General features: G+C 40.3%; 21 protein-coding genes. 15 read left to right on the top strand and 6 right to left on the bottom strand.

Features of this window, described 5'->3' with window-relative positions:
- The first annotated feature begins 129 nt into the window (after positions 1–129).
- The 5 genes from opp3b (at position 130) to DYI25_RS01465 (ending at position 5,522) form a co-directional block, all read left to right on the top strand.
- The gene (gene opp3b, locus DYI25_RS01445; RefSeq protein ID WP_213366154.1) at positions 130–1,059 is read left to right on the top strand and encodes an oligopeptide ABC transporter permease; all 930 of its coding nucleotides are present in this window, start codon (positions 130–132) and stop codon (positions 1,057–1,059) included.
- Entirely contained in the window at positions 1,059–2,087 is a 1,029-nt protein-coding gene (gene opp3C, locus DYI25_RS01450; protein WP_213366157.1) for an oligopeptide ABC transporter permease, read from the top strand. Before opp3b ends, opp3C begins: the two co-directional genes overlap by 1 nt.
- Before the next feature lie 18 nt (positions 2,088–2,105).
- On the top strand, positions 2,106–3,140 hold the full coding sequence (locus DYI25_RS01455; protein WP_213366160.1) for an ABC transporter ATP-binding protein: 1,035 nt from the start codon (positions 2,106–2,108) through the stop codon (positions 3,138–3,140).
- A 21-nt stretch (positions 3,141–3,161) separates the two neighbouring features.
- A complete protein-coding gene (locus DYI25_RS01460; RefSeq protein ID WP_213366163.1) occupies positions 3,162–4,103 on the top strand; it encodes an ABC transporter ATP-binding protein in 942 nt (313 codons plus the stop codon).
- 219 nt (positions 4,104–4,322) lie between these two features.
- Positions 4,323–5,522, top strand: coding sequence for a putative glycoside hydrolase (locus DYI25_RS01465; protein ID WP_342032462.1), 1,200 nt, complete (start codon positions 4,323–4,325; stop codon positions 5,520–5,522).
- A 97-nt stretch (positions 5,523–5,619) separates the two neighbouring features.
- Here DYI25_RS01465 and DYI25_RS01470 read toward each other — a convergent pair whose 3' ends face one another.
- Entirely contained in the window at positions 5,620–5,805 is a 186-nt protein-coding gene (locus DYI25_RS01470) for a hypothetical protein (protein WP_213366166.1), read from the bottom strand.
- 210 nt (positions 5,806–6,015) lie between these two features.
- On the opposite strand from DYI25_RS01470, the gene DYI25_RS01475 reads away from it, so the two are divergent.
- The 4 genes from DYI25_RS01475 to cls all read left to right on the top strand — a co-directional run bounded on the left by DYI25_RS01475 (position 6,016) and on the right by cls (position 10,275).
- Positions 6,016–6,585, top strand: coding sequence for a GNAT family N-acetyltransferase (locus tag DYI25_RS01475; RefSeq protein ID WP_213366168.1), 570 nt, complete (start codon positions 6,016–6,018; stop codon positions 6,583–6,585).
- Between the two features lie 435 nt (positions 6,586–7,020).
- Entirely contained in the window at positions 7,021–7,416 is a 396-nt protein-coding gene (gene spxA, locus DYI25_RS01480) for a transcriptional regulator SpxA (RefSeq protein ID WP_213366171.1), read from the top strand.
- A 494-nt stretch (positions 7,417–7,910) separates the two neighbouring features.
- The gene (gene mecA, locus DYI25_RS01485) at positions 7,911–8,582 is read left to right on the top strand and encodes an adaptor protein MecA (protein WP_213366174.1); all 672 of its coding nucleotides are present in this window, start codon (positions 7,911–7,913) and stop codon (positions 8,580–8,582) included.
- 181 nt (positions 8,583–8,763) lie between these two features.
- Complete coding sequence (gene cls / locus DYI25_RS01490; RefSeq protein ID WP_213366177.1) at positions 8,764–10,275, top strand: cardiolipin synthase; 1,512 nt, start codon at positions 8,764–8,766, stop codon at positions 10,273–10,275.
- A gap of 128 nt (positions 10,276–10,403) precedes the next feature.
- Here cls and DYI25_RS01495 read toward each other — a convergent pair whose 3' ends face one another.
- Positions 10,404–10,622, bottom strand: a complete 219-nt coding sequence (locus tag DYI25_RS01495; protein WP_213366180.1) for a hypothetical protein — start codon at positions 10,620–10,622, stop codon at positions 10,404–10,406.
- Positions 10,623–10,882: 260 nt separating this feature from the next.
- Here DYI25_RS01495 and DYI25_RS01500 point away from each other — a divergent pair, with 260 nt between their 5' ends.
- Together DYI25_RS01500 and pepF are read left to right on the top strand one after the other, a co-directional pair.
- A complete protein-coding gene (locus DYI25_RS01500) occupies positions 10,883–12,085 on the top strand; it encodes a competence protein CoiA (protein WP_213366183.1) in 1,203 nt (400 codons plus the stop codon).
- 165 nt (positions 12,086–12,250) lie between these two features.
- Positions 12,251–14,068 (top strand): oligoendopeptidase F, encoded by a 1,818-nt coding sequence (gene pepF, locus DYI25_RS01505; RefSeq protein WP_213366185.1) that lies wholly within the window; start codon positions 12,251–12,253, stop codon positions 14,066–14,068.
- Between the two features lie 796 nt (positions 14,069–14,864).
- Here the strand turns inward: pepF and DYI25_RS01510 are convergent.
- The 4 genes from DYI25_RS01510 to DYI25_RS01525 form a co-directional block, all read right to left on the bottom strand.
- Positions 14,865–15,746, bottom strand: a complete 882-nt coding sequence (locus DYI25_RS01510) for a ClpXP adapter SpxH family protein (RefSeq protein WP_213366188.1) — start codon at positions 15,744–15,746, stop codon at positions 14,865–14,867.
- Positions 15,743–16,144 carry a globin gene (locus tag DYI25_RS01515; RefSeq protein ID WP_213366191.1) on the bottom strand — a complete coding sequence of 134 codons (402 nt, stop codon included), beginning with the start codon at positions 16,142–16,144 and terminating at the stop codon, positions 15,743–15,745. Before DYI25_RS01515 ends, DYI25_RS01510 begins: the two co-directional genes overlap by 4 nt.
- A gap of 222 nt (positions 16,145–16,366) precedes the next feature.
- A complete protein-coding gene (locus DYI25_RS01520) occupies positions 16,367–17,011 on the bottom strand; it encodes a lytic transglycosylase domain-containing protein (protein WP_213369327.1) in 645 nt (214 codons plus the stop codon).
- Positions 17,012–17,030: 19 nt separating this feature from the next.
- Positions 17,031–17,618: a CYTH domain-containing protein gene (locus DYI25_RS01525; RefSeq protein ID WP_213366194.1), complete on the bottom strand. Its 588-nt coding sequence runs from the start codon at positions 17,616–17,618 to the stop codon at positions 17,031–17,033.
- 118 nt (positions 17,619–17,736) lie between these two features.
- Between DYI25_RS01525 and DYI25_RS01530 the strand changes: the two genes are divergently transcribed.
- The 4 genes from DYI25_RS01530 (at position 17,737) to DYI25_RS01545 (ending at position 21,221) form a co-directional block, all read left to right on the top strand.
- Positions 17,737–18,117, top strand: a complete 381-nt coding sequence (locus DYI25_RS01530) for a hypothetical protein (protein ID WP_213366197.1) — start codon at positions 17,737–17,739, stop codon at positions 18,115–18,117.
- A 34-nt stretch (positions 18,118–18,151) separates the two neighbouring features.
- Positions 18,152–18,790 (top strand): GTP pyrophosphokinase, encoded by a 639-nt coding sequence (locus DYI25_RS01535; RefSeq protein WP_192472293.1) that lies wholly within the window; start codon positions 18,152–18,154, stop codon positions 18,788–18,790.
- A gap of 32 nt (positions 18,791–18,822) precedes the next feature.
- Complete coding sequence (locus DYI25_RS01540; RefSeq protein WP_213366200.1) at positions 18,823–19,623, top strand: NAD kinase; 801 nt, start codon at positions 18,823–18,825, stop codon at positions 19,621–19,623.
- A gap of 692 nt (positions 19,624–20,315) precedes the next feature.
- Entirely contained in the window at positions 20,316–21,221 is a 906-nt protein-coding gene (locus DYI25_RS01545) for an RluA family pseudouridine synthase (protein WP_213366203.1), read from the top strand.
- Positions 21,222–21,244 lie beyond the last annotated feature (23 nt).

The following is a 21,244-nucleotide window of genomic DNA, read 5'->3' on the forward strand; positions in this document are numbered from 1 at the left end:
AGTTTCTTATTTCAGAGTGTAATAATTCTGAGGGTAGAAAGAGAGTATATGTACATATACTCTCTTTTTCCCTGTAAAGCATTTGTCGAACAATAGGGAAAATTGAAATAATACAGGAGGTGCACCCATATGGCAAAATACCTGTTAAAAAGGGTACTTTACATGTTTTTGACTCTTTTCATCATTGCGTCCCTTACATTTTTCTTAATGAAAATTATTCCTGGTACGCCTTTTGCAAGTGCGAATAAATTGGGGCCTGCACAAATGGAAATCATGAAGGCGAAATATGGACTCGACCAGCCGGTACCTGTACAATATGCTAAGTACATTGGCAACTTGTTACAAGGGGATCTCGGTATTTCCTTCCAGTTCAATAACACACCGGTTACAGACCTGATGTTCAAACGGTTAGGGCCATCTATGCAACTAGGTGCCCAGGCGATGTTACTCGGAACGATAGTAGGAATTGTGCTTGGGATATTAGCTGCTTTAAGGCAGAACTCATGGGTCGATTATAGTTCTACTTTTGTCGCAGTATTAGGTAAGTCAATTCCTAACTTCGTATTTGCAGGATTGCTCCAATATTTTGTCGGAGTTAAATTGGGCTGGTTCCCAGTTCTTTTCTGGCGTGGATTTGAGTATACAGTTCTGCCTACTATTGCTCTCGCAATGCTTCCGATTGCCATTGCTGCCCGTTTTATGAGAACGGAAATGATTGAAGTATTAGGGTCAGACTATATCATGCTGGCTAAGGCAAAAGGTGCAAGTTTCTTCGAGATTGCATTTAAGCATGCTTTAAGAAATGCATTAATCCCATTGGTAACGGTTTTAGGACCATTGGCCATTTCATTGATGACAGGTTCATTAGTTATTGAGAAGATTTTTGCGATCCCTGGTCTTGGTGAACAGTTCGTAAAATCTATTACAGTAAATGATTACCCTGTAATTATGGGAACAACCATTTTATTTGCTGCATTATTTGTAGTTATCATCCTAGTTGTGGATATTCTTTATGGAATTATCGATCCACGTATCAGGCTGTCTGGAGGTAATAAGTAATGGCTGATTTTGAATCAAACATTCCAAAAGATCGTTTTAGGCCTGCAGAAATAGATTCGGCTAAAAGCGAGGAAATTAACAGGCCAAGCTTAACCTTCTGGCAGGATGCTTGGATGCGTGTACGTAAAAACAAAGGTGCCCTTGTAAGCTTAATTATTATGGCAATAGTGATCTTAATGGCTTTCCTTGGTCCATTGATCAGTGGAAAAGAATTTGATACTCAAAAAGTAGCACATAATAATTTACCTCCTAAAATACAGGGGCTTGAAAACATCAGCTGGCTTCCGTTTGATGGTATGAAGACCAACAAGGCCGGTAAAGAAATCGATATGTATGAAGTCAAAAAAGTTGATGAATACTATTGGTTTGGTACGGATGCGCTTGGACGTGACTTATTTACACGTGTATGGAAAGGTACTCAAATTTCACTTTATATTGCTTTTCTAGCGGCAGTGATTGATATGATCATTGGTGTTGCGTACGGTGCCATTTCAGGATACTATGGCGGACGATTGGATAATGTCATGCAAAGGATCACTGAAATCCTTGTAGGTATACCTCTAATGATCGTTGTTATCTTAATGATCCTTGTCTTGCAGCCAGGTATTATTTCCATTACCGTAGCCCTGACAATAACAGGTTGGGTAGGTATGGCCCGTGTTGTACGTGCCCAGACTCTTAAGCTTAAGGAACAGGAGTTTGTACTTGCATCTAAAACTCTCGGTAACAGTAACGGCAAAATCATATCTAAACACTTATTGCCAAACCTTGCTGGTGTCATTATTATCAATACAATGTTCACAATCCCAAATGCAGTATTCTTTGAAGCATTCTTGAGCTTTATCGGTCTTGGTCTTCAGGATCCATATGCATCGTTGGGTACATTGATTGATGAAGGTTTTAAAGTGCTAAGATTACACCCACATGAGATGATAATTCCAGCTGTTATCATCAGTATCATCATGATAACGTTCAATATGCTGGCAGACGGATTGCGCGATGCGCTTGATCCGAAAATGCGCGATTAAAGGGCAGGTGAATGTATTATGGAAAATATTTTAGAAGTTAAGGATTTAAATATCTCCTTCCACACATTCGCGGGCGAAGTTAAAGCAATCCGCGGTGTCAACTTTGATTTGAAAAAGGGAGAAACCCTTGCAATAGTTGGAGAGTCGGGATCAGGAAAATCAGTAACGACTAAAGCAATCATGAGATTGCTGCCTCCAGGAAATTCCGAAATCAAACAGGGTGAAATATTGTTTGAAGGTAAAGACTTAGCAAAATTGACCGACAAGCAAATGCAGAAAATCCGCGGGCAGGATATTTCGATGATTTTCCAGGATCCAATGACCTCTTTAAATCCAACAATGGCTGTTGGAAAGCAGATCATGGAACCTTTGATCAAGCACCAAAATATGAGTAAATCAGCGGCAAAAGAGCGTGCGGTTCAGCTGTTGAAGCTGGTAGGTATCCCGAAACCTGAATTACGTATCAAGCAATACCCGCACCAATTTTCAGGCGGTATGAGACAGAGGGTTGTTATCGCGATTGCTTTGGCATGTAATCCAAAGGTTCTTATTGCTGATGAACCGACAACAGCATTGGATGTAACAATCCAGGCGCAGATTTTGGAATTGATGAAAGATTTGCAGAAAAAAATTGACACTTCAATCATTTTCATTACTCATGACCTTGGTGTGGTTGCTAACGTAGCTGACCGTGTTGCTGTAATGTATGGTGGTAAAATTGTTGAAATCGGTACGGTGGATGAAGTCTTCTACAATCCGCAACATCCGTATACTTGGGGATTGATCAGCTCAATGCCAAGCCTTGATGCTAAAGAAGAAGAACTTTACGCAATTCCTGGTACACCGCCAAACTTATTGCATCCGCCAAAAGGTGATGCTTTTGCGCCTCGTAATGAATTTGCAATGGAAATCGACCTAGAAGAACAGCCTCCAATGTTTAAAGTGTCTGATACACATTATGCTGCTACATGGCTGTTGCATCCAGATGCTCCTAAGGTAGAACCACCGGAAGCTGTGAAGAGCAGAATGCGCAAATTCTTGGACACGAAATAACTGTAGGAGGAGGACTGGCTGATGGAAAATAGAGAAAAGCTTCTTGAAATAAAGAATCTGAAGCAATACTTCAATATGGGTCAACCGAATGAAGTAAAAGCGATTGACGGAATTACTTTTGATATCTTTAAAGGAGAAACTCTTGGATTGGTTGGAGAATCAGGATGTGGAAAGTCCACGACTGGCCGAACAATCATCAGGCTTTATGAAGCGACAGATGGAGATGTCCTTTACAAGGGAGAAAACGTACACGGCAAGAAGAACAAAAAAGATCTGAAGAAATTCAACAGAAGTATGCAAATGATTTTCCAGGATCCTTATGCTTCCTTGAACCCAAGGATGAAAGTATCCGATGTTATTGCTGAAGGCATCGATATTCACGGCCTGGCAAAAAGCAAGCAAGAAAGAATGGAAATGGTATATGAACTGCTAGAAACAGTTGGCTTAAATAGAGAACACGCCAACCGTTATCCTCATGAGTTTTCAGGTGGACAAAGGCAGCGTATCGGGATTGCACGTGCCCTTGCCGTGCAGCCGGAATTTATTATCGCAGACGAACCAATTTCCGCTCTAGACGTTTCCATCCAGGCGCAGGTTGTCAACCTGATGAAGAAACTGCAGCGTGAAAAAGGTTTAACATACTTGTTTATCGCGCATGACCTTTCAATGGTAAAATATATCAGTGACCGAATTGGGGTAATGTACTTCGGAAAGCTGGTTGAGTTAACTACTGCAGAAGAACTATACAAAAATCCGCTTCATCCATACACTCAATCCTTGCTTTCAGCGATTCCGCTTCCAGATCCTGAATCTGAGCGCACACGCCGACGTAAAACTTACGATCCAAATGTGCATCAGTATGCAGACGGTGAAGAAGTGAAAATGCGTGAAGTAGCTCCGGGGCACTATGTCTATTGCTCTGAAAAGGAAATGAAGCAATATCAGCAGCAATATGTAAAATAACTTTAACGATCTCTTATTTTGAGATCGTTTTTTCTTTTTTCTTGAATAGTTAATTTGGGAAATAAAGGTTATTTAAGTTGGAGGGAATAAATTCCAAATAAAAAAATTAATCTATAATATCTAAATCTGTCGAAAGTGGGTAAAATAGATTTATAGATAATAATATTAAATGATAGCTACTACTTTGAGTGAGCATATTTTTTGAAAGGAGAGGTGTTTGTGCAGTTTAAAAAAATCGCAGCAGCAGCATTATTGGCTGCCTCTTTTTCGCAAGCAGGAGGTACAGGATTTGCAGAATCAAAAGCACTAGAAACAGAGAAACTCCCGATCAGGGAACATCAATCATTGGTTAGGGAAGTACCTGAGCAGATGCCAAGATTCAAATTTGATTCAGGTTATACATTTGAATATCCTGATGCTGTAAGGGGAATTTATGTTACTGGGAACTCAGCAGGAGGAGAAAGGTTTAATAGTCTTACCAAACTAATTGATGAGACCGATTTAAATGCAATGGTTATCGATATAAAAGAAGACCATGGATATCTTACATATAAACCAGATGAAAATTCTCCTTTTAAAGATATCGGAAAGCCTTATATTAAAGATCCCGAAAAGTTGTTAAAGACTTTGGAAGAAAAACAGATTTATCCTATCGCAAGGGTAGTAGTTTTTAAAGATACAGCTCTTGCAAACAAGAAGCCGGAATGGTCATATAAAGATGGGAATCAGGTTTGGAAAAATGGCAGAGGTGAATCGTTCGTAAATCCATTCATAAAAGAAGTATGGGATTACAATGTACAGATTGCAATCGAAGCTGCAAAGATGGGTTTCCAGGAAATCCAGTTCGATTACGTCCGTTTCCCTGAGGGATTTGAAAAGAGGGATGCTACACTTCAATATTCCATGGGGGACTATAAGGATGTAGAAATGGATAATGTACAAAAACGGGTCAAAGCGGTTACTGATTTCGTGGCCTATGCTCGGAAAGAACTAAAGCCATACGACGTAAAAGTATCAGTGGATATCTTTGGATATACAGCAACACTTCCTGAAGCTCCAGGAATAGGACAGAACTTCTCGAAAATCTCCGAGAATGTTGATGTTATATCTTCAATGATTTATCCAAGCCATTGGACTTCGTATTTTGGGATTGCCAGGCCTGACACAGAGCCATACCGTCTCGTTGAGGAATACGCAAAAATGGAAAAACAAAAACTTGCTGAATTAAAGACGCCGCCTGTATCACGTCCTTGGCTGCAGGATTTCACAGCATCCTGGTTAGGCAGTGGAAACTACCTTGTATATGGAAAAAAGGAAGTCGAAGATCAAATCAGGGCATTAAAGGATCAAGGGATAAACGAATATTTATTGTGGAATGCAAGCAACAGATACTCACCCAATGTTGATTACACACCATAATTTAAAAAAGCCTGAAATGAGCAAAGTCATTTCAGGCTTTTTCATATCATTAGATTATCAATATGAAAATAAGTTATAATAATAGATGGGATGTGGATTACTTCTTGCTGCCGCCAACATTTTTCCAACCAGTTTGTAAACTAGTTGATTGATCGACGAATTCATTTCTTTTATTTCCACTAAAGAACCTGGTTCCTAATCCATTGGTAATTACACCAATTGTTGCGGTAATACCCACGATCAGTAAAGCAACGATAGTCAAATCCATTATGTAACCGCCCATGATAAACCTCCACCTTTTTTTTCACTTAGTCTAGAAAGTGACATTGTGATAAATATAATTCATGATCCCCGTATATCTTTATTTTAAAAGAATTGCCGGTGTATTAAAAGAACTTTATAAAGAAAAAATAATACAAGTATTTAGATCATGTTTATATAAGAAAAGCTGGGTGCTTATCGGGATGGAATAAAATTGAAAAGGAGATAAGCAATGCATTGGTATGAAAAATTAAATCAGTATTTCCCGATTGAGGAAATGAAATCAAAGGAACATATGGAGACGCTTTTAAAGGAACGTCCGGAAATTTATCATAAGGATGAAGGACCAGGCCATGTCCTTATGTATGTTGAAACAGATGATTTTGTTTTCATCGATTACCTTTTTGTTGCTAAGTCGACGCGAGGACAGGGACTTGGCCATAAATTGATCGAGAAGCTTAAGCAAAAAGGCAAGCCGATTATCCTTGAAGTTGAACCAGTTAATTATGAGGATACAGATACTGAAAAACGCCTTCGCTTTTACAAGCGGGAAGGCTTCGAGCATGCCAGGACAATAGGTTACAGACGTCGGTCGCTGGCAACGAAGGAAATTAATGAGATGGAAATTCTTTACTGGTCACCAGACGAGGCTTCTGAAGATTTAGTATATGAAGCGATGAAGAAGACCTACAATATGATTCATACTTATAAAGACGAAAAGTTTTATGGGGAATCATACCAACCAGTTGATGAAGTATTAACTGTGGAAGAGAAACGGGATGATTTACTCCAGGATATCTAATTCACGAGCGCAACCAGTGTTTCTAAATTGGTTGCGTTTTCATTTTTGTTGGTTTAATTGAGAATAAAACTTTTTTAAATATTTAGGTTTAAGTTTTGCGCACCCGGGTAAATATAATTAAGTTATGAAATTGAAACTCTTACGGACACACCTAGATGGAATTGTACGAATATTTATATAGATTGGATCAGAGGGTGATGAAAAATAATAAATTTCATTGAAACTTTTTTCAATTTCGTTCGTTATATATAGAGAAGAGTAAAATATCCTTACATAACTACCCGGAATAATTTATGAAAAGGGATACCTTTTATTTAATCCTTGGTGTATAATAAACAATATGAATTATAAAATTAAACTTATTATTATTTAAGAAATGACAGCTCATTCGCAGCAAATAATATATAAGTAAATCTAAGGGAGTGTGAATTACCAATGGTCACTTTATACACTTCACCAAGTTGTACCTCTTGCAGAAAGGCAAAGTCATGGCTTGAAGAACATGAGATTCCATATTCGGAAAGAAACATATTCTCAGAGCCTTTATCTATTGATGAAATAAAGGAAATTCTTCGTATGACCGAAGATGGTACGGATGAAATCATTTCTACCCGATCGAAGACTTTCCAAAAGCTTGATGTGAATTTAGAAAACATGCCTCTACAAGAACTTTATGAGGTTATCAAAGAAAATCCAGGCTTGCTTCGCCGTCCGATCATCATTGATGAAAAGCGCCTGCAGGTTGGATACAATGAAGATGAAATCAGACGCTTCCTGCCACGAAAAGTGCGTACTTTCCAATTGCGCGAGGCTCAGCGTTTAGTAAATTAAACTTAAACTTTATTGCTATAAGAGCTCCCTTTTGGGGGCTTTTTTTTCATGGAAGAATCCCCCTAATGTTCGACTGGCCGTGCAGACAAATTGAACTATTGGTGCTTTTCTGCTAAAATGTAAAGAATACTTTAAATTTTATAGTATGTTAAAGACCAATTACTTTTGGGGTAACTTGATCGATTGTAGTTGAAGGGACGAGAACCTGCGACAAAAGCAGCGCATTCATACGATCCCCGCATCATGTTCAACAGTAAGTCCACTTAGACAAACTCATTCATTAGCCTTTTATAAAAATGGGTGTATATTTTGTTTCCAAAATGGCTTAATATAACATAAAATGAAAGTACAAGATTCTTTATTTCTTTTTACACAGTCCCTTTGTAAATCAAGGTGATTTGGGCTTATTTATTAAGGGTAAATGATAAAGACCAACTGCTTTTTTGGGGGTATTTAGTCCCTTCAAATCTTTGCCTGGAAGGGAGAGAAAGCGAATGGAAATCGAGCGTATTAATGAAAATACGGTTAAGTTCTATATTTCATATATGGACATAGAGGAGCGCGGGTTTGACCGGGAGGAAATCTGGTATAACCGTGATCGCAGTGAAGAGCTTTTCTGGGAGATGATGGATGAAGTCCACGCCGAGGAAGAGTTTGCAGTGGAAGGTCCCTTATGGATCCAGGTTCAGGCTCTGGAAAAAGGTCTGGAGGTTTTAGTGACAAAGGCACAGTTATCGAAGGACGGTCCCAAGTTTGAACTGCCGCTTCCAAACGATAAACTAAAGGATCTGCCAGTCGATGAACGGATTGAAGAGCTGCTTGACCATCAATTCAACCCAAAAGGGATTGATGACGATGATTCTGCCTTCGAGGATGATTTAGAATTCCTGCTGTATTTCAAGGATTTCGAAGATGTCATCGCACTTTCAAAACGTCCGGGACTCGACAAAGTAAAAACAAGTTTATACAGCAATGAAGACAAGTATTACTTATACATTGAGTTCCCTGAGCAGGATTTTGAAGATGAAGAGGAAATTGACAATATACTAAGCGTTCTTCTAGAGTATGGGCAGGAGTCGACAGTTACGATTCACCGTCTCGATGAATACGGTAATAAGATTATTGGAGAAGATGTGTTTAGTGTCATAAGAAAACATTTTTCATGATTGCAGGCCGATTTCAGAGATGAAATCGGCTTTTTTAATCCAGCTCCAGCACTTGTCGGGGCGCTAGTGCTTTTTTGATATAATTTGTATGAATCCCTTTACTTAATAGAAACGTATATATAACGATAGTTCCCAACCCTGATTAAATGAAAAATCCAGAGAGAGAAAACAGGTGGTAACAATGAAGAACACAGTGCAGATCATAACGTTTTTATTAATCCTGGCAGGCATCTATTATTTGTTTTATGAAAAACTGGATGCAGCTTATCTTGGATATATCAGTATATTTATGTCGCTCACAGTCATCTTTATCAGCTTTGTGATATTTCTCGAGAATCGCCATCCAGCCCAGACATTGACCTGGATCGTCGTACTTGGCGGCTTTCCGGTTGTGGGTTTTATTTTTTATCTCTTATTCGGCAGGAATAAACGAAAAGAAAAGATGTTCCGGCATAAATACTTTCTAGATAAAAAAGCTTTTTCAAAAATTGAAGGGGACTCGGAAAGGGTCAACAAGGCAAGGATGCTCGATATGGAAGAGGACCATCGTCGCTTGTTCACCCTTGCCCAGAAGCTCGGGAACAGCCCTATATCCTTTGCTACCTCCACAAAGGTGCTGACAAATGGTGATGAGACATTTAGCCATATTCTTAGAGAGCTAAAAAAAGCTGCCCACCACATACACATGGAATATTACATTGTCCGTCATGATGAAATCGGTGAAGAAATTAAGGATGTCTTAATCAGCAAAGCAAGAAAAGGAGTAAGGGTCAGGTTCCTGTATGACTCTGTTGGTTCCTGGAAACTCTCGAAAAAATATATTTCTGATCTGAGTGAAGCGGGGGTAGAAGTGGTTGAATTTGGTCCTGTCCGCCTGCCGTTCCTGAACAGTAAGTTCAATTTCAGGAATCACAGAAAAATCATTGTCATTGATGGGACCGTTGGTTTTGTCGGTGGCCTGAATATTGGCGATGAATACCTTGGCAGGGACAAAGGCTTCGGTTTTTGGCGAGACACGCATCTAATGGCAAAAGGAGAAGCAGTAAGGAGCCTGCAGCTGATCTTCCTTCAAGATTGGTACTACATGACGAATAAAAGCTTTTTGACCTCGGATTATCTCTCGCCAGCCCTGCAGGATAACACTCATGGTGGGGTGCAAATGATTGCCGGAGGACCTGACAATGAATGGAGTGTCATAAAGAATATTTTCTTTTCGATGATTTCTTCAGCTGATAAGTCTGTTTGGATTGCGTCGCCTTATTTCATCCCTGATGAAGACATTTTCAGCGCAATTAAAGTTGCGGCCCTCAGTGGCTTGGATGTCAGGCTCCTTGTACCAAAGCGGCCAGATAAAAAAATCGTGTTCTTTGCTTCGAGGTCATATTTTCCTGAGCTGCTCGAAGCTGGTGTGAAGATTTATGAATACGAAAAGGGCTTCATGCACAGCAAAATCGTCATTGTCGACAGCGAGCTGGCTTCAATCGGGACATCAAATATGGATATGAGAAGTTTCCATTTGAATTTCGAAGTTAACGCCTTCCTTTATAAAACCAGCAGCACTGCGAAACTTGTGAAAGAATACGAAAATGATGTCCTCGACTCAACAGAGATTGTCATGGATGATTTTAGTAAACGCCACATTGGCTACAGACTTCTCGAATCCACGTCGAGACTCCTTTCGCCAATGCTCTAGAAGCCCGGACCCAAATCCGGGTTTTTCTTATTGTTTAGGAAATTATAAAATTATCTAGTTGTGGATAACTACATGTAGGGGGTCTTATCCAGCTCCAGCTTCAGCGCCTAGCCCCTCGAGTTGCTTGTCTAGCTGCGGCTCCTAACTCCTCGAGACGCTTCGGAGTTGGGCAGTCGCCTCCGCATTTCGATTTGTCTAGTTTCGCCTCCTAGAAACTCCGAAACTTCAACTCCGTCGGCAGAAGCAAAAAGCGCTTCTTTGTCGGAGTCTCCACTTTCTGCGTTTCTGGGCAGTCGGCTATACATTTCAATTTCGGTCAGCCCAATGAAGTCAAAGAACGACTTCACCGGCCGGCCCTCCGTGGCACACGATGTGCTAGACCCGCCAGCCACAGGACAAGGAAAGCTTCGAAGCGATTCATCGCACGACCAAAAGCGTTAGCTTTTGGGAGGTCGTGGCGCTATAAGGCGGGCAGCGCTTGTCGGGGCTGAACGAAGCGCTTGCGATTTTTGTTCTTATATGTGAACGTTTTATAAACTTTTTTCTATAAAAAAGGTATTAACTCAATTGGCTCGAATATTTCATGGTGAAAGGAGGCGCAAAGAATGTGCTAGTTGCGAATAAAAGCGATGGTGAAAGATTATCACTTGGTGAAAGGTGGGAAAAAAATGATTTAATTGAGATCAGGTTGAGAGAAAAATTCCACTGTCCGGAATGCGGTGAAGAAGTGGTCATGAAACTAGGGAGCAAGAAGATTTGGCACTTTTCCCATTTGGCAGGAGGCAGCTGTCAATTTGAGTATGACCGTGAATCTGAATATCATCTATCCGGTAAGCTAAAGCTTTATAATTGGCTGAAGAGGCAAGGAATCAATCCTAAACTTGAACACTTTGACCAACAAATGAAGCAGAAACCGGACATTGCTTTCGAGTTTCAGAATAAAAAATACGCGATTGAATTCCAATGTTCAGTCATACCCGCAGAGATTTTCGAAAAAAGAACCCAAACCTATTTTGATCATGGAGTCATTCCAATTTGGGTTGCTGCAGAGAGCCTGATTAAGCGTAAAACGAATCATGTTGCATCAATCAATAACTTCCTCTATCTTTTCATTCGGCGACCCGGGGACTCGTGGAATATTCCGGCTTTTTGCCCGATTACCGACCAATTCATAAATCTGCATGGAGCCATTCCAATCACTTCTAGAAAGACAATCACAAATTTTGAAGTACAGTCTCTAAATCAGTTATCAGTAGAGGAGCTTCTGAACCCAACTGAGAAGCCGTTCGCCTTCTTGAAGACCTGGCAAACTGAAAACCAAAGACTGAAGTCACGCTACTTAACTTCTCCTAGAGCATGGCAAAATCCATTCCTAAAAGAACTCTATAGAAATCACCTCAGTCTTCTTACACTTCCATCCGAAATTGGCCTGCCTGTCCACTCGAGTCCTAATATCGAAACACCTTCATTCATCTGGCAGACATATCTTTACCTCGATGTATTCCGGCAATATCAAAAGGGGGATATCATATATTATTCAAGGATCCGGTCAGCCTTTGATAAGCGTTTAAGAAGGAGAGAAATCAAACTTCGAATCTTGCCTGTTGCTGGGCAAAGAGACCATTGGTACGCTCTTGCAGAGTACGTATTTCTTTTAACAAAGGTGTCATACTTGGAAAGAATTGACTCAGGTACAGTGAAAGTGCTCAGGGAAATCATTATCCCAAATTCAATTGACGAACAAATCATTGCAGAAGCCAACTTTTTCACCAAGTATCAAAATGAAATTACAGAATCAATATTCCAATAACATGAAATGTGAAATACCTGCGTAAAATAAGGTAGTTACAATGGAGCCATTCAAAATGAAAAACTTTTTCCTTATTTAATTTTATTGAAGGAAATAAGAAAACATTAGCGAATATATGTTACTAGAAAAGTTTTTCGAATTCCGAAATGTTGTAAGGAGGATCATATGTCAAACGAATCTGCAGTAAAAAAATTACCAGCAAGGGATGAGGCTGCCACAGAGAATACGTGGAGACTTGAGGATATTTTTGCGAATGATGAGCAATGGGAAAAAGAATTTAATGAAGTTAAAGGCTTAATCCCTTCTGTTCAGGAGTATCAGGGCAAGCTTGGTGAAAGTGCTGAACAACTATATACCGCACTCCAATTGCAGGATAAATTGCTTGAGCGTCTTGGAAGGCTTTATACATACGCACATATGCGCTATGACCAGGATACAACGAACTCCTACTATCAGGGTCTTGATGACCGCATCAAGAATCTGTATTCTCAAGCGGCAAGCGGGCTTGCCTACATCGTACCAGAAATTCTCGCTGTTGATGAAGAGAAAATAAAAGGCTTCTTGAATGAAAAAGAAGAGTTGAAGCTTTATGAACATGCATTGGAGGAAATCAACCTTCAGCGTCCGCATGTCCTATCCGCTGAAGAGGAAGCGCTTCTCGCTCAGGCTTCAGAGGTCATGAGCTCACCTTCCAATACATTTGGTATGCTAAACAATGCTGATTTAGAATTCCCTTCAATCAAGGACGAGAACGGAGAAGAAGTGGAAATCACACATGGCCGCTACATCCGGTTCCTTGAAAGCGAGGATCGCAGGGTTCGTGAGGATGCTTTCAAAGCTGTTTACAAAACATATGGCAGCTTTAAAAATACCTTCGCCAGCACGTTGAGCGGAAATATCAAAAAAGATAATTTCAATGCAAGGATTCGCAAATATGACTCTGCAAGGCATGCCGCACTTGCTGCGAATAATATTCCTGAAAGTGTCTATGAGAACCTTGTGAATACTGTGAATGACAATTTGCACCTGCTGCACAGATATGTAAAGCTGCGCAGGAAGGTATTAGGTCTGGAAAAGCTTCATATGTATGACCTATATACACCATTAGTGAAAAATGTGAAAATGGAAATCCCATATGAGGAAGCTAAAGAGTATGTCCTAAAAGGCTTAGCGCCACTTGGAGAGGAATATAATCATGTTCTTCAAGAGGGCTTTGAAAATCGTTGGGTAGATGTATATGAGAATAAAGGAAAGCGCAGCGGAGCATATTCTTCAGGTGCGTATGGCACAAATCCGTATATCCTGATGAACTGGCAAGACAATGTAAATAACTTGTTTACACTGGCTCACGAGTTCGGACATTCCGTGCACAGCTACTACACAAGAAAGACACAGCCATATCCATACGGCAACTACTCGATTTTCGTTGCTGAAGTGGCGTCTACTTGCAATGAGGCGTTACTGAATGACTATATGTTAAAAACAATTGATGATGAGCAGAAGCGTCTGTATCTTTTGAATCATTACCTTGAAGGCTTCAGGGGAACCGTATTCAGACAGACGATGTTCGCTGAATTTGAACATATGATTCACCAAAAGGCACAGAATAACGAAGCATTAACAGCTGATTCACTGACAAAGGACTACTACGAGCTCAACAAAAAGTATTTCGGTGAAGAGGATATCATGATTGATGAAGAAATCGGTCTTGAATGGTCAAGAATACCGCATTTCTACTACAATTATTATGTATACCAATATGCGACTGGCTTCAGTGCGGCGACTGCGTTGAGCAAACAAATCCTTGAAGAAGGGCAGCCGGCTGTTGAACGATATATTGATTTCTTAAAATCAGGCAGCTCAGATTATCCAATCGAAGTACTGAAAAAAGCAGGCGTCGATATGACAAGTTCGAAACCAATCGAGGAAGCATTGAAAGTCTTCGAAGAAAAGCTAAACGAAATGGAAGCATTGCTTTCATAAAATAACGAAACCGGCCGAAGAGTTTGCGGCCGGTTTTTTACCTGCTAAAACTACCAAAAGTCAAAAACGACTCATAGGCTTAGTAGCCTCTTTGAAAGGAGCCTTAAAAGCCTTTGAACTTTTTTCGGTGATTTAAATATATCAGTAAAATAAATAATGCCAGAAACAGGATAGGGGATGTAAGATACAAGGGTAAGATATGCATTAATCCTAAAATATGAAGAATAAATGAAAAAAGTATGAACAGCGCCATAAGGGAAAGACCTATTTTATCCAATTGAATCACTCCGTATAGCTTTATAATTCATTTATATGCTTCAGTCCAGGCATTCATGAATGGGATTTGACAATATTGTGAAATAACACACAAGGATATTGTGATAGGGAGCATGGATATGATATATTTATGTCGTGAAGTTGATCACAAGCAAACATTTACCCCTTTGTTTGACCGTGAAAAATTTCTCCCATCCCCTTTGTTCGTATAAAAAATAGTGAAAAGGCCTTGCAGTTGGAGAGCTGCAAGGCCTTTTTCTGTGTATCGACGCATAATCCTTACATAATTAGGTGAAAAACAGAGGAAGAAGTGATGAAAACTAAGTATATCGACCACTTTACAAGATATATTGGCGAATACTTAATTTTTTCGACCACATTTCGAATTATATTGGCGAATTTTTAATTTTATCGACCACTTTTTCTATTATTTCGACCAAGCTCATTTTAATGTTCTTTATTTAATCCAGTTTCGAAACTAGGGGACGCCTTCAAATAAAAAAACCGTGCAAATGCACGGTCATCCTTCAAGATATCGCCAGAACACCCCATATTTAGCGGGGATTTGTTCGACTTTTTGTTTTAGCATTAATTTCTTTAATTCCTTCTCGGCCTGTTGAACAGTCATGTCATATACAACGGCGACTTCCTTAGAGGCAACCATTTTGTACTGTTTCAGAAATTGTTCAATGATCGGCGGCTTGGTCGCTTCAGGTTTTTCCTGCAGCATTTCTTCAAGAATCTGGACGTATACCTCATATGGGTAAAGACCGGTAATCTTAATGCCTTCCTCTTCAACATTCGCGTTAAAAAAGACGAATGTCGGGATTTCCTGGACATCCATTTCATTCGTTATTTTTAAATCGCACTGAAATGCTTTTGCGGCTGTTTCAGAATGAATGTCGGTTACGAATTCCTCTACGTCTAATCCGACGCTTCTTGCGCAATTCTTTAACACCTCGAAGTTCGAGACATTCTGTTTTTCAAGAAATAGGACTTCTTGAAGCTTTCTCAAGAATCTGATGCCTTTCTTTCTCCCCTGAAGCTCAGCTGATTTTATAGCAATTGAAGCCAAATAGGGGGATGACACTGGGTTTTCAAACCACAGTGATCCGTCACATGACATTCCTGTTCTGCTCGCTGTTTTTTCCCAAAGCTCCGCAATCGTTTCATAACGCTTTTTTCTGCTCATGTTCAATGTGGCAAGTTTCCCGCTTAAAACATGGCGAATAGAAAAATAATTGCCATATTCGATTTGGAGCTTTTTGATGATTGGTTCTAGTGCCCAGCATTCCGGACAGAGCGGGTCGACAAACATATAAATTTCTATAGGTTTTTTATCTAAGCTATGGCAAAACTCTGATAGGTCATAGCTCAAAAGGTTTTCCCGACTCAGTTTCATGTGTTATCACCAGTTTCATCATCTGGTGTATTGATCATATGCTGGGCGGTCAGATAAAGTCTTGCGTAAAAATCTTCCCTTACAGGTCCATCCAGCCCCACTTCATCCATGGCCTCAGCCATACAGGCAAGCCAGGCTGTCGCCCTGACCGGCGTGATTTCGAACGGCAAATGTCTTGCGCGGAGCATAGGATGGCCATGTTCATTGGTATATAAGGGTGGACCTCCTAAATATTGAGTTAAAAACTGCTTTTGTTTTCGCGCAGTTTCTGTTAAGTCATCCGGGAATATAGGAGCAAGATCAGGATGCATTCCAACGCGGTGGTAAAAAGCATCAACCAGCCGGTGAAGTGTCCCTTCGCCAATGGCTTCGAATGGTAAGGTCTTATTCTCAACCATATTGATAACTCCTTTTAAAATAGATTTTAGAAATTTCATTCTGCTTTGATAGTTATGCTATTTATTGTAGCAATGCTAAATTTATATCTCAAACAAATCGTCTTGAGTTCTATAAAAACTGGCTAATTAGTGATTGCTTTACTAATGTACACAAAAAGGCCGCCTGTTACCACTGACAGGCGGTCAAAACCAATGGGAATATTATCCTTTTAAAGCTGCCTTTTATCCGTAAAAGACATCCGTGACTTTCCGTACATAGTTTTGCGTTTCTTTAAATGGAGGGATTCCCCCATATTTGTCTACATTTCCCGGTCCAGCATTATATGCTGCAAGCGCGAGCTCTATATTATTGTCATACCTGTCGAGCATTTGACGAAGGTATTTACTTCCTGCGAGTATATTCTCCGCTGGATCAAATGCATTTTTAACGCCGAGGCCCCTGGCTGTCGCAGGCATCAATTGCATCAGCCCTGAAGCACCTGCATGGCTTACGGCATTTGGATTAAAATTCGATTCCTTTTGAATGACAGACTTAATGAGCTTGGCTGGAATATTGAAAATGGCAGCAGCCTTATCAATTATACCATCAAAATCAGCATTGCTTTTGGCAGCCACTTTCGTCAGTTGAATAGGCGGCAACATTTGCCCAATGTTCTGTTTTGCTAAATCAAAATTGTTAACTGCAATTTGCGCGTTGTCAAATAACTCTTCCAGCCTTGTTGCAGTGGCACCAAGAGCATTGCTTTGGTCACTAAGGATGCCAGAAAGTATTTCCTGAAAAAGGCCGTTTCCAGATTGGCTGGTTGGCTGGTTGAAGTTTTGAAGTGCCTGCAATTCAAGCATGACTTTTAACTGGTCAACATTCATCATGATTCTCCTGCCTGGTCTATTCTTGTAAAAGGTTATATTTTGCAGCGTAAAATCTTTTAATTTTATTATCGGTCGGTCTAATAGGGATTTTTAGGTCTTCCAATAATTTGGTGAAAACCTTATATCCTGCTGACTCATTCGTCACTTCATATTCTAGCTCATAATCTTCTGCATTTAAATAGTAACTATGGTCCAGAACAAGCAATCCTTCTTTGTACTCAACTTCGGCGCGCACGGTGGTGAGAGACCCGAAGTATTGTAAAGGCTCTGTATCTTCGATTAAACTTCCAACAGCGTCTTTTACTTCACCTTCTGGCAGCTTCCCGGTTGACAAAGCTTCCTCAGTCTGGCTAGTCGTTATCATCTGGTTCGTTTCTAGCAAACCCAGTTCGGCAGGCTGCTTTAAAGTCATTTCAAACTGGGATTCTTTTTCCCTGATTCGCAAAGCAGAACCATGATCCTTCAAGGTGAAGGAATTCGTATCAAAATAATGATTAATCTGTTTTTTGAATTGCTCTGGCTCGATTTTAAAGTATTTTTCAAGGAAGTGGAATTCTTCCTCTGTCAGCATGTTCTTGAATTCGATTTCGATATTCTGGCTCACATCTGTCCGCCCTTTCCAATAAGCTGATCTTATTATCTCGTTAAATCATGTTGGCTTCAATCCTTAGTAGAAAATGGTTCGATATGATAAAATAAAAAAGATTATGGAGGTTGAAGAAATGAGCCAAAAAATTTTAATTACAGATGCAAAAATAGAAAATAATGAGTTACTTCTGTCTACAGACATAGAGACAGACCTTGGAGATTTTGCCGCAACAGGGCAAATGCTTGTTGATTCCGATCAATTATCTTTTATTTATATTGTTGATAAAGAAGATGGATATCAGTATGTCACCATTCCAGTGGACACTTGGAGTGTTATTCAGGAAGGTCTCCAGGCTGGAATAGAAACGTTTTTAACAAATGATGGAGGCAAACTTAAATTGGAAAGCTTCCATGGTGAAATGGAATATTTGATTGCGAATATAACTGGCAACAGCAATTATGGAGAGGAAATGGTCACGAAAGTGGAACAGGTTTTTATCGCACCCTCTGCTTAGGCTTTCGTGAATAGAACCGGATGGGGTGACTGATGTGAAACACTGGGATCAATTTTTAGAACCTTATAAGCACGCTGTTGAAGAATTGAAGGTAAAGCTAAAGGGAATCAGGAGCCAATATGAACTCCATTCCGACCATTCCCCGATTGAATTTGTCACTGGGAGGGTAAAGCCTATAGCGAGCATTCTTGATAAGGCTCATCAAAAAGGCATTTCACTTGATAAGCTCGAATCAGAAATGCAGGATATTGCCGGCTTGAGGATCATGTGCCAGTTCGTGGATGACATCAAGACAGTGGTTGAATTATTGAGGAGCCGGAATGATTTTGAGATTGTCGAGGAGAGGGATTATATCTCGCATAAAAAAGCGAGCGGCTACCGCTCCTATCATGTCGTAATCCGCTATCCAGTCCAGACAATCCGGGGTGAAAGAAAGATACTGGCAGAAATCCAGATTAGAACATTGGCGATGAATTTCTGGGCAACAGTGGAGCATTCGCTGAATTATAAATATAAAGGGCTTTTTCCTGAGGACATTAAAATCAGGCTTCAGCGCGCAGCCGAGGCCGCATTCAGGCTCGATGAAGAAATGTCGACAATCAGGGGAGAAATCCAGGATGCTCAGGCTTTTTTTACAAGGAAAAAAGAAATGCAGCAGGATGGAAAGAAATAGTTTAAATCCGAAATGCAGGGGTGTTTGATTATATGAAATTTGCGATCACTTCAAAAGGGGATTCCAGGTCCAATACATTAATGCATAAAATGAGGACATATCTTTTGGACTTTGATTTACAATATGATGAAGACCAGCCCGATCTTTGTATCTCAGTGGGAGGAGATGGCACGCTTTTGTATGCCTTCCATAGATACAGCAGCAGGCTGGACAAAACAGCATTCATTGGAGTACATACCGGGCACCTTGGCTTTTATGCTGACTGGGTTCCTGAAGAAATTGAAAAGCTTGTCATTGCCGTGGCCAAAACACCATATCAGGTGATTGAATATCCGCTGCTTGAGGTAATCATCAGGTACCAGCATGGCGGCAGAGAAACAAGGTATCTCGCCCTGAATGAATCGACAGTCAAATCTGTTGAGGGCACCCTTGTCATGGATGTTGAAATCAGAGGCCAGCATTTTGAACGCTTCCGTGGAGATGGTTTATGTGTATCCACGCCATCAGGAAGCACAGCCTACAATAAAGCATTAGGCGGTGCGATTCTGCACCCGTCACTAAGAGCTATCCAGGTTGCGGAGATGGCATCCATCAACAACCGCGTCTTCCGGACAGTGGGATCGCCGTTGATCCTTCCTGATCATCATACCTGTACACTAAAACCGGTTAATAGACCCGATTTCCAGGTGACGGTTGACCATTTGACACTTCTGCATAAGGACGTTAAATCAATCCAATTCCGGGTTGCGGATGAAAAGATCCGATTCGCACGCTTTAGGCCATTCCCATTCTGGAAAAGGGTACATGATTCGTTTATTTCTGACAGTGACTAAAGAGCAGCTCAAGTAGCTAAAATGTTAAGAAACCAGCGTTTTAATAGACATTTCGGAGATGAAGAGCGTCTAAAATGTCTAAGAATCAGCGTTTAATAGACATTTTCGAGGTGGATATCGTCTAAAATGTCTAAGAACAAGCGATTAATAGACATTTAGGAGATGGATATCGTCTAAAATGTCTAAGAACAAGCGATTAATAGACATTTCGGGGATGGAGAGCGCCTAAAATGTCTAAGAACAAGCGATTAATAGACATTTCGGAGATGGTTATCGTCTAAAATGTCTAAGAACCAGCGATTAATAGACATTTTGGAGATGGATATCGTCTAAAATGTCTAAGAACCAGCGTTTAATAGACATTTCGGGGATGGAGAGCGCCTAAAATGTCTAAGAACAAGCGATTAATAGACATTTTGGAGATGGATATCGTCTAAAATGTCTAAGAACAAGCGATTAATAGACATTTTGGAGATGAAGAGCGTCTAAAATGTCTAAGAACCAGCGATTAATGGACATTTTGGAGACAGAATAAGGCCAAAATGTCAGAGATCTAGGGTGCAGATAGTGTTTCAATACTGGGGACACAATGTATTGAAGAGCAAGAAAACAAGGCAGACCAATATATTCCATATTCTGATTTTTATTGAAAGTATTTTTTAAAAGAAATGAGAACGACAGGAGTCGCTAATATGGCGAAAAACTTCACATTGGAATTTACAGCTGAGGCAGCTGACCAGGGCAAAATGGTTAGAGAATACCTCAAGGAAAAGGAAATTTCCAAATCAGCGCTTACTGACATAAAGTTCAAGGGCGGTTTTATTTCAGTGAACAGCCAGGAGGTAAATGTCAGGTACATACTGGATAACGGAGATCATGTCAGAGTGGAATTTCCTCTTGAAGTACCATCTGAGGGTTTGATGGGGGAGGAAATCCCGCTTTCGATTGTTTATGAGGATGATTATTTACTGGTGGTCAATAAACCATCAGGAATGAATACGATTCCATCGAGGGAGCATCCACACGGCAGCTTGGCGAACGGGCTTATCGGTTATTATGAAAGCAGAGGTATATCCGCAACGACCCATATTGTCACCAGACTTGACAGGGATACATCCGGTCTTGTGCTGATAGCGAAACACAGCCATGTCCATCATTTATTCAGCAAGCAGCAAAAATCCGGCGGTGTTAAGCGGAGTTATGAAGCATTAGCTGAAGGTACGGTACATGAGAATGAAGGTAAAATCGAAGAGCCGATTGCCAGAAAACATGACAGCATCATCGAAAGGGAAGTTAACCACGAGGGCCAATACGCCTGTACATTGTTTGAGGTAAAGAAGCGATATGGTGATTTTACACATATTAAACTGAGACTTCTAACAGGCAGGACCCATCAAATCAGAGTGCACACCAGTTATATAGGGCATCCTCTGCTGGGTGATACTTTATATGGCGGTACAAAAGACAAGATTTCCAGACAAGCTTTGCATTGCCGGGAACTAACCTTTTTCCATTCTTTTTTGCAAAAAGAATTACATTTCACAGCAAGCCTTCCAGAGGATATGAAGGAAGTGCTTGAGAAAGGCAGGTCGTTTTAAACGATTTGCCTTTTTACATTTCT

Source organism: Mesobacillus boroniphilus, from assembly GCF_018424685.1.
Taxonomy (GTDB): Bacteria; Bacillota; Bacilli; order Bacillales; family Cytobacillaceae; genus Mesobacillus; species Mesobacillus boroniphilus_A.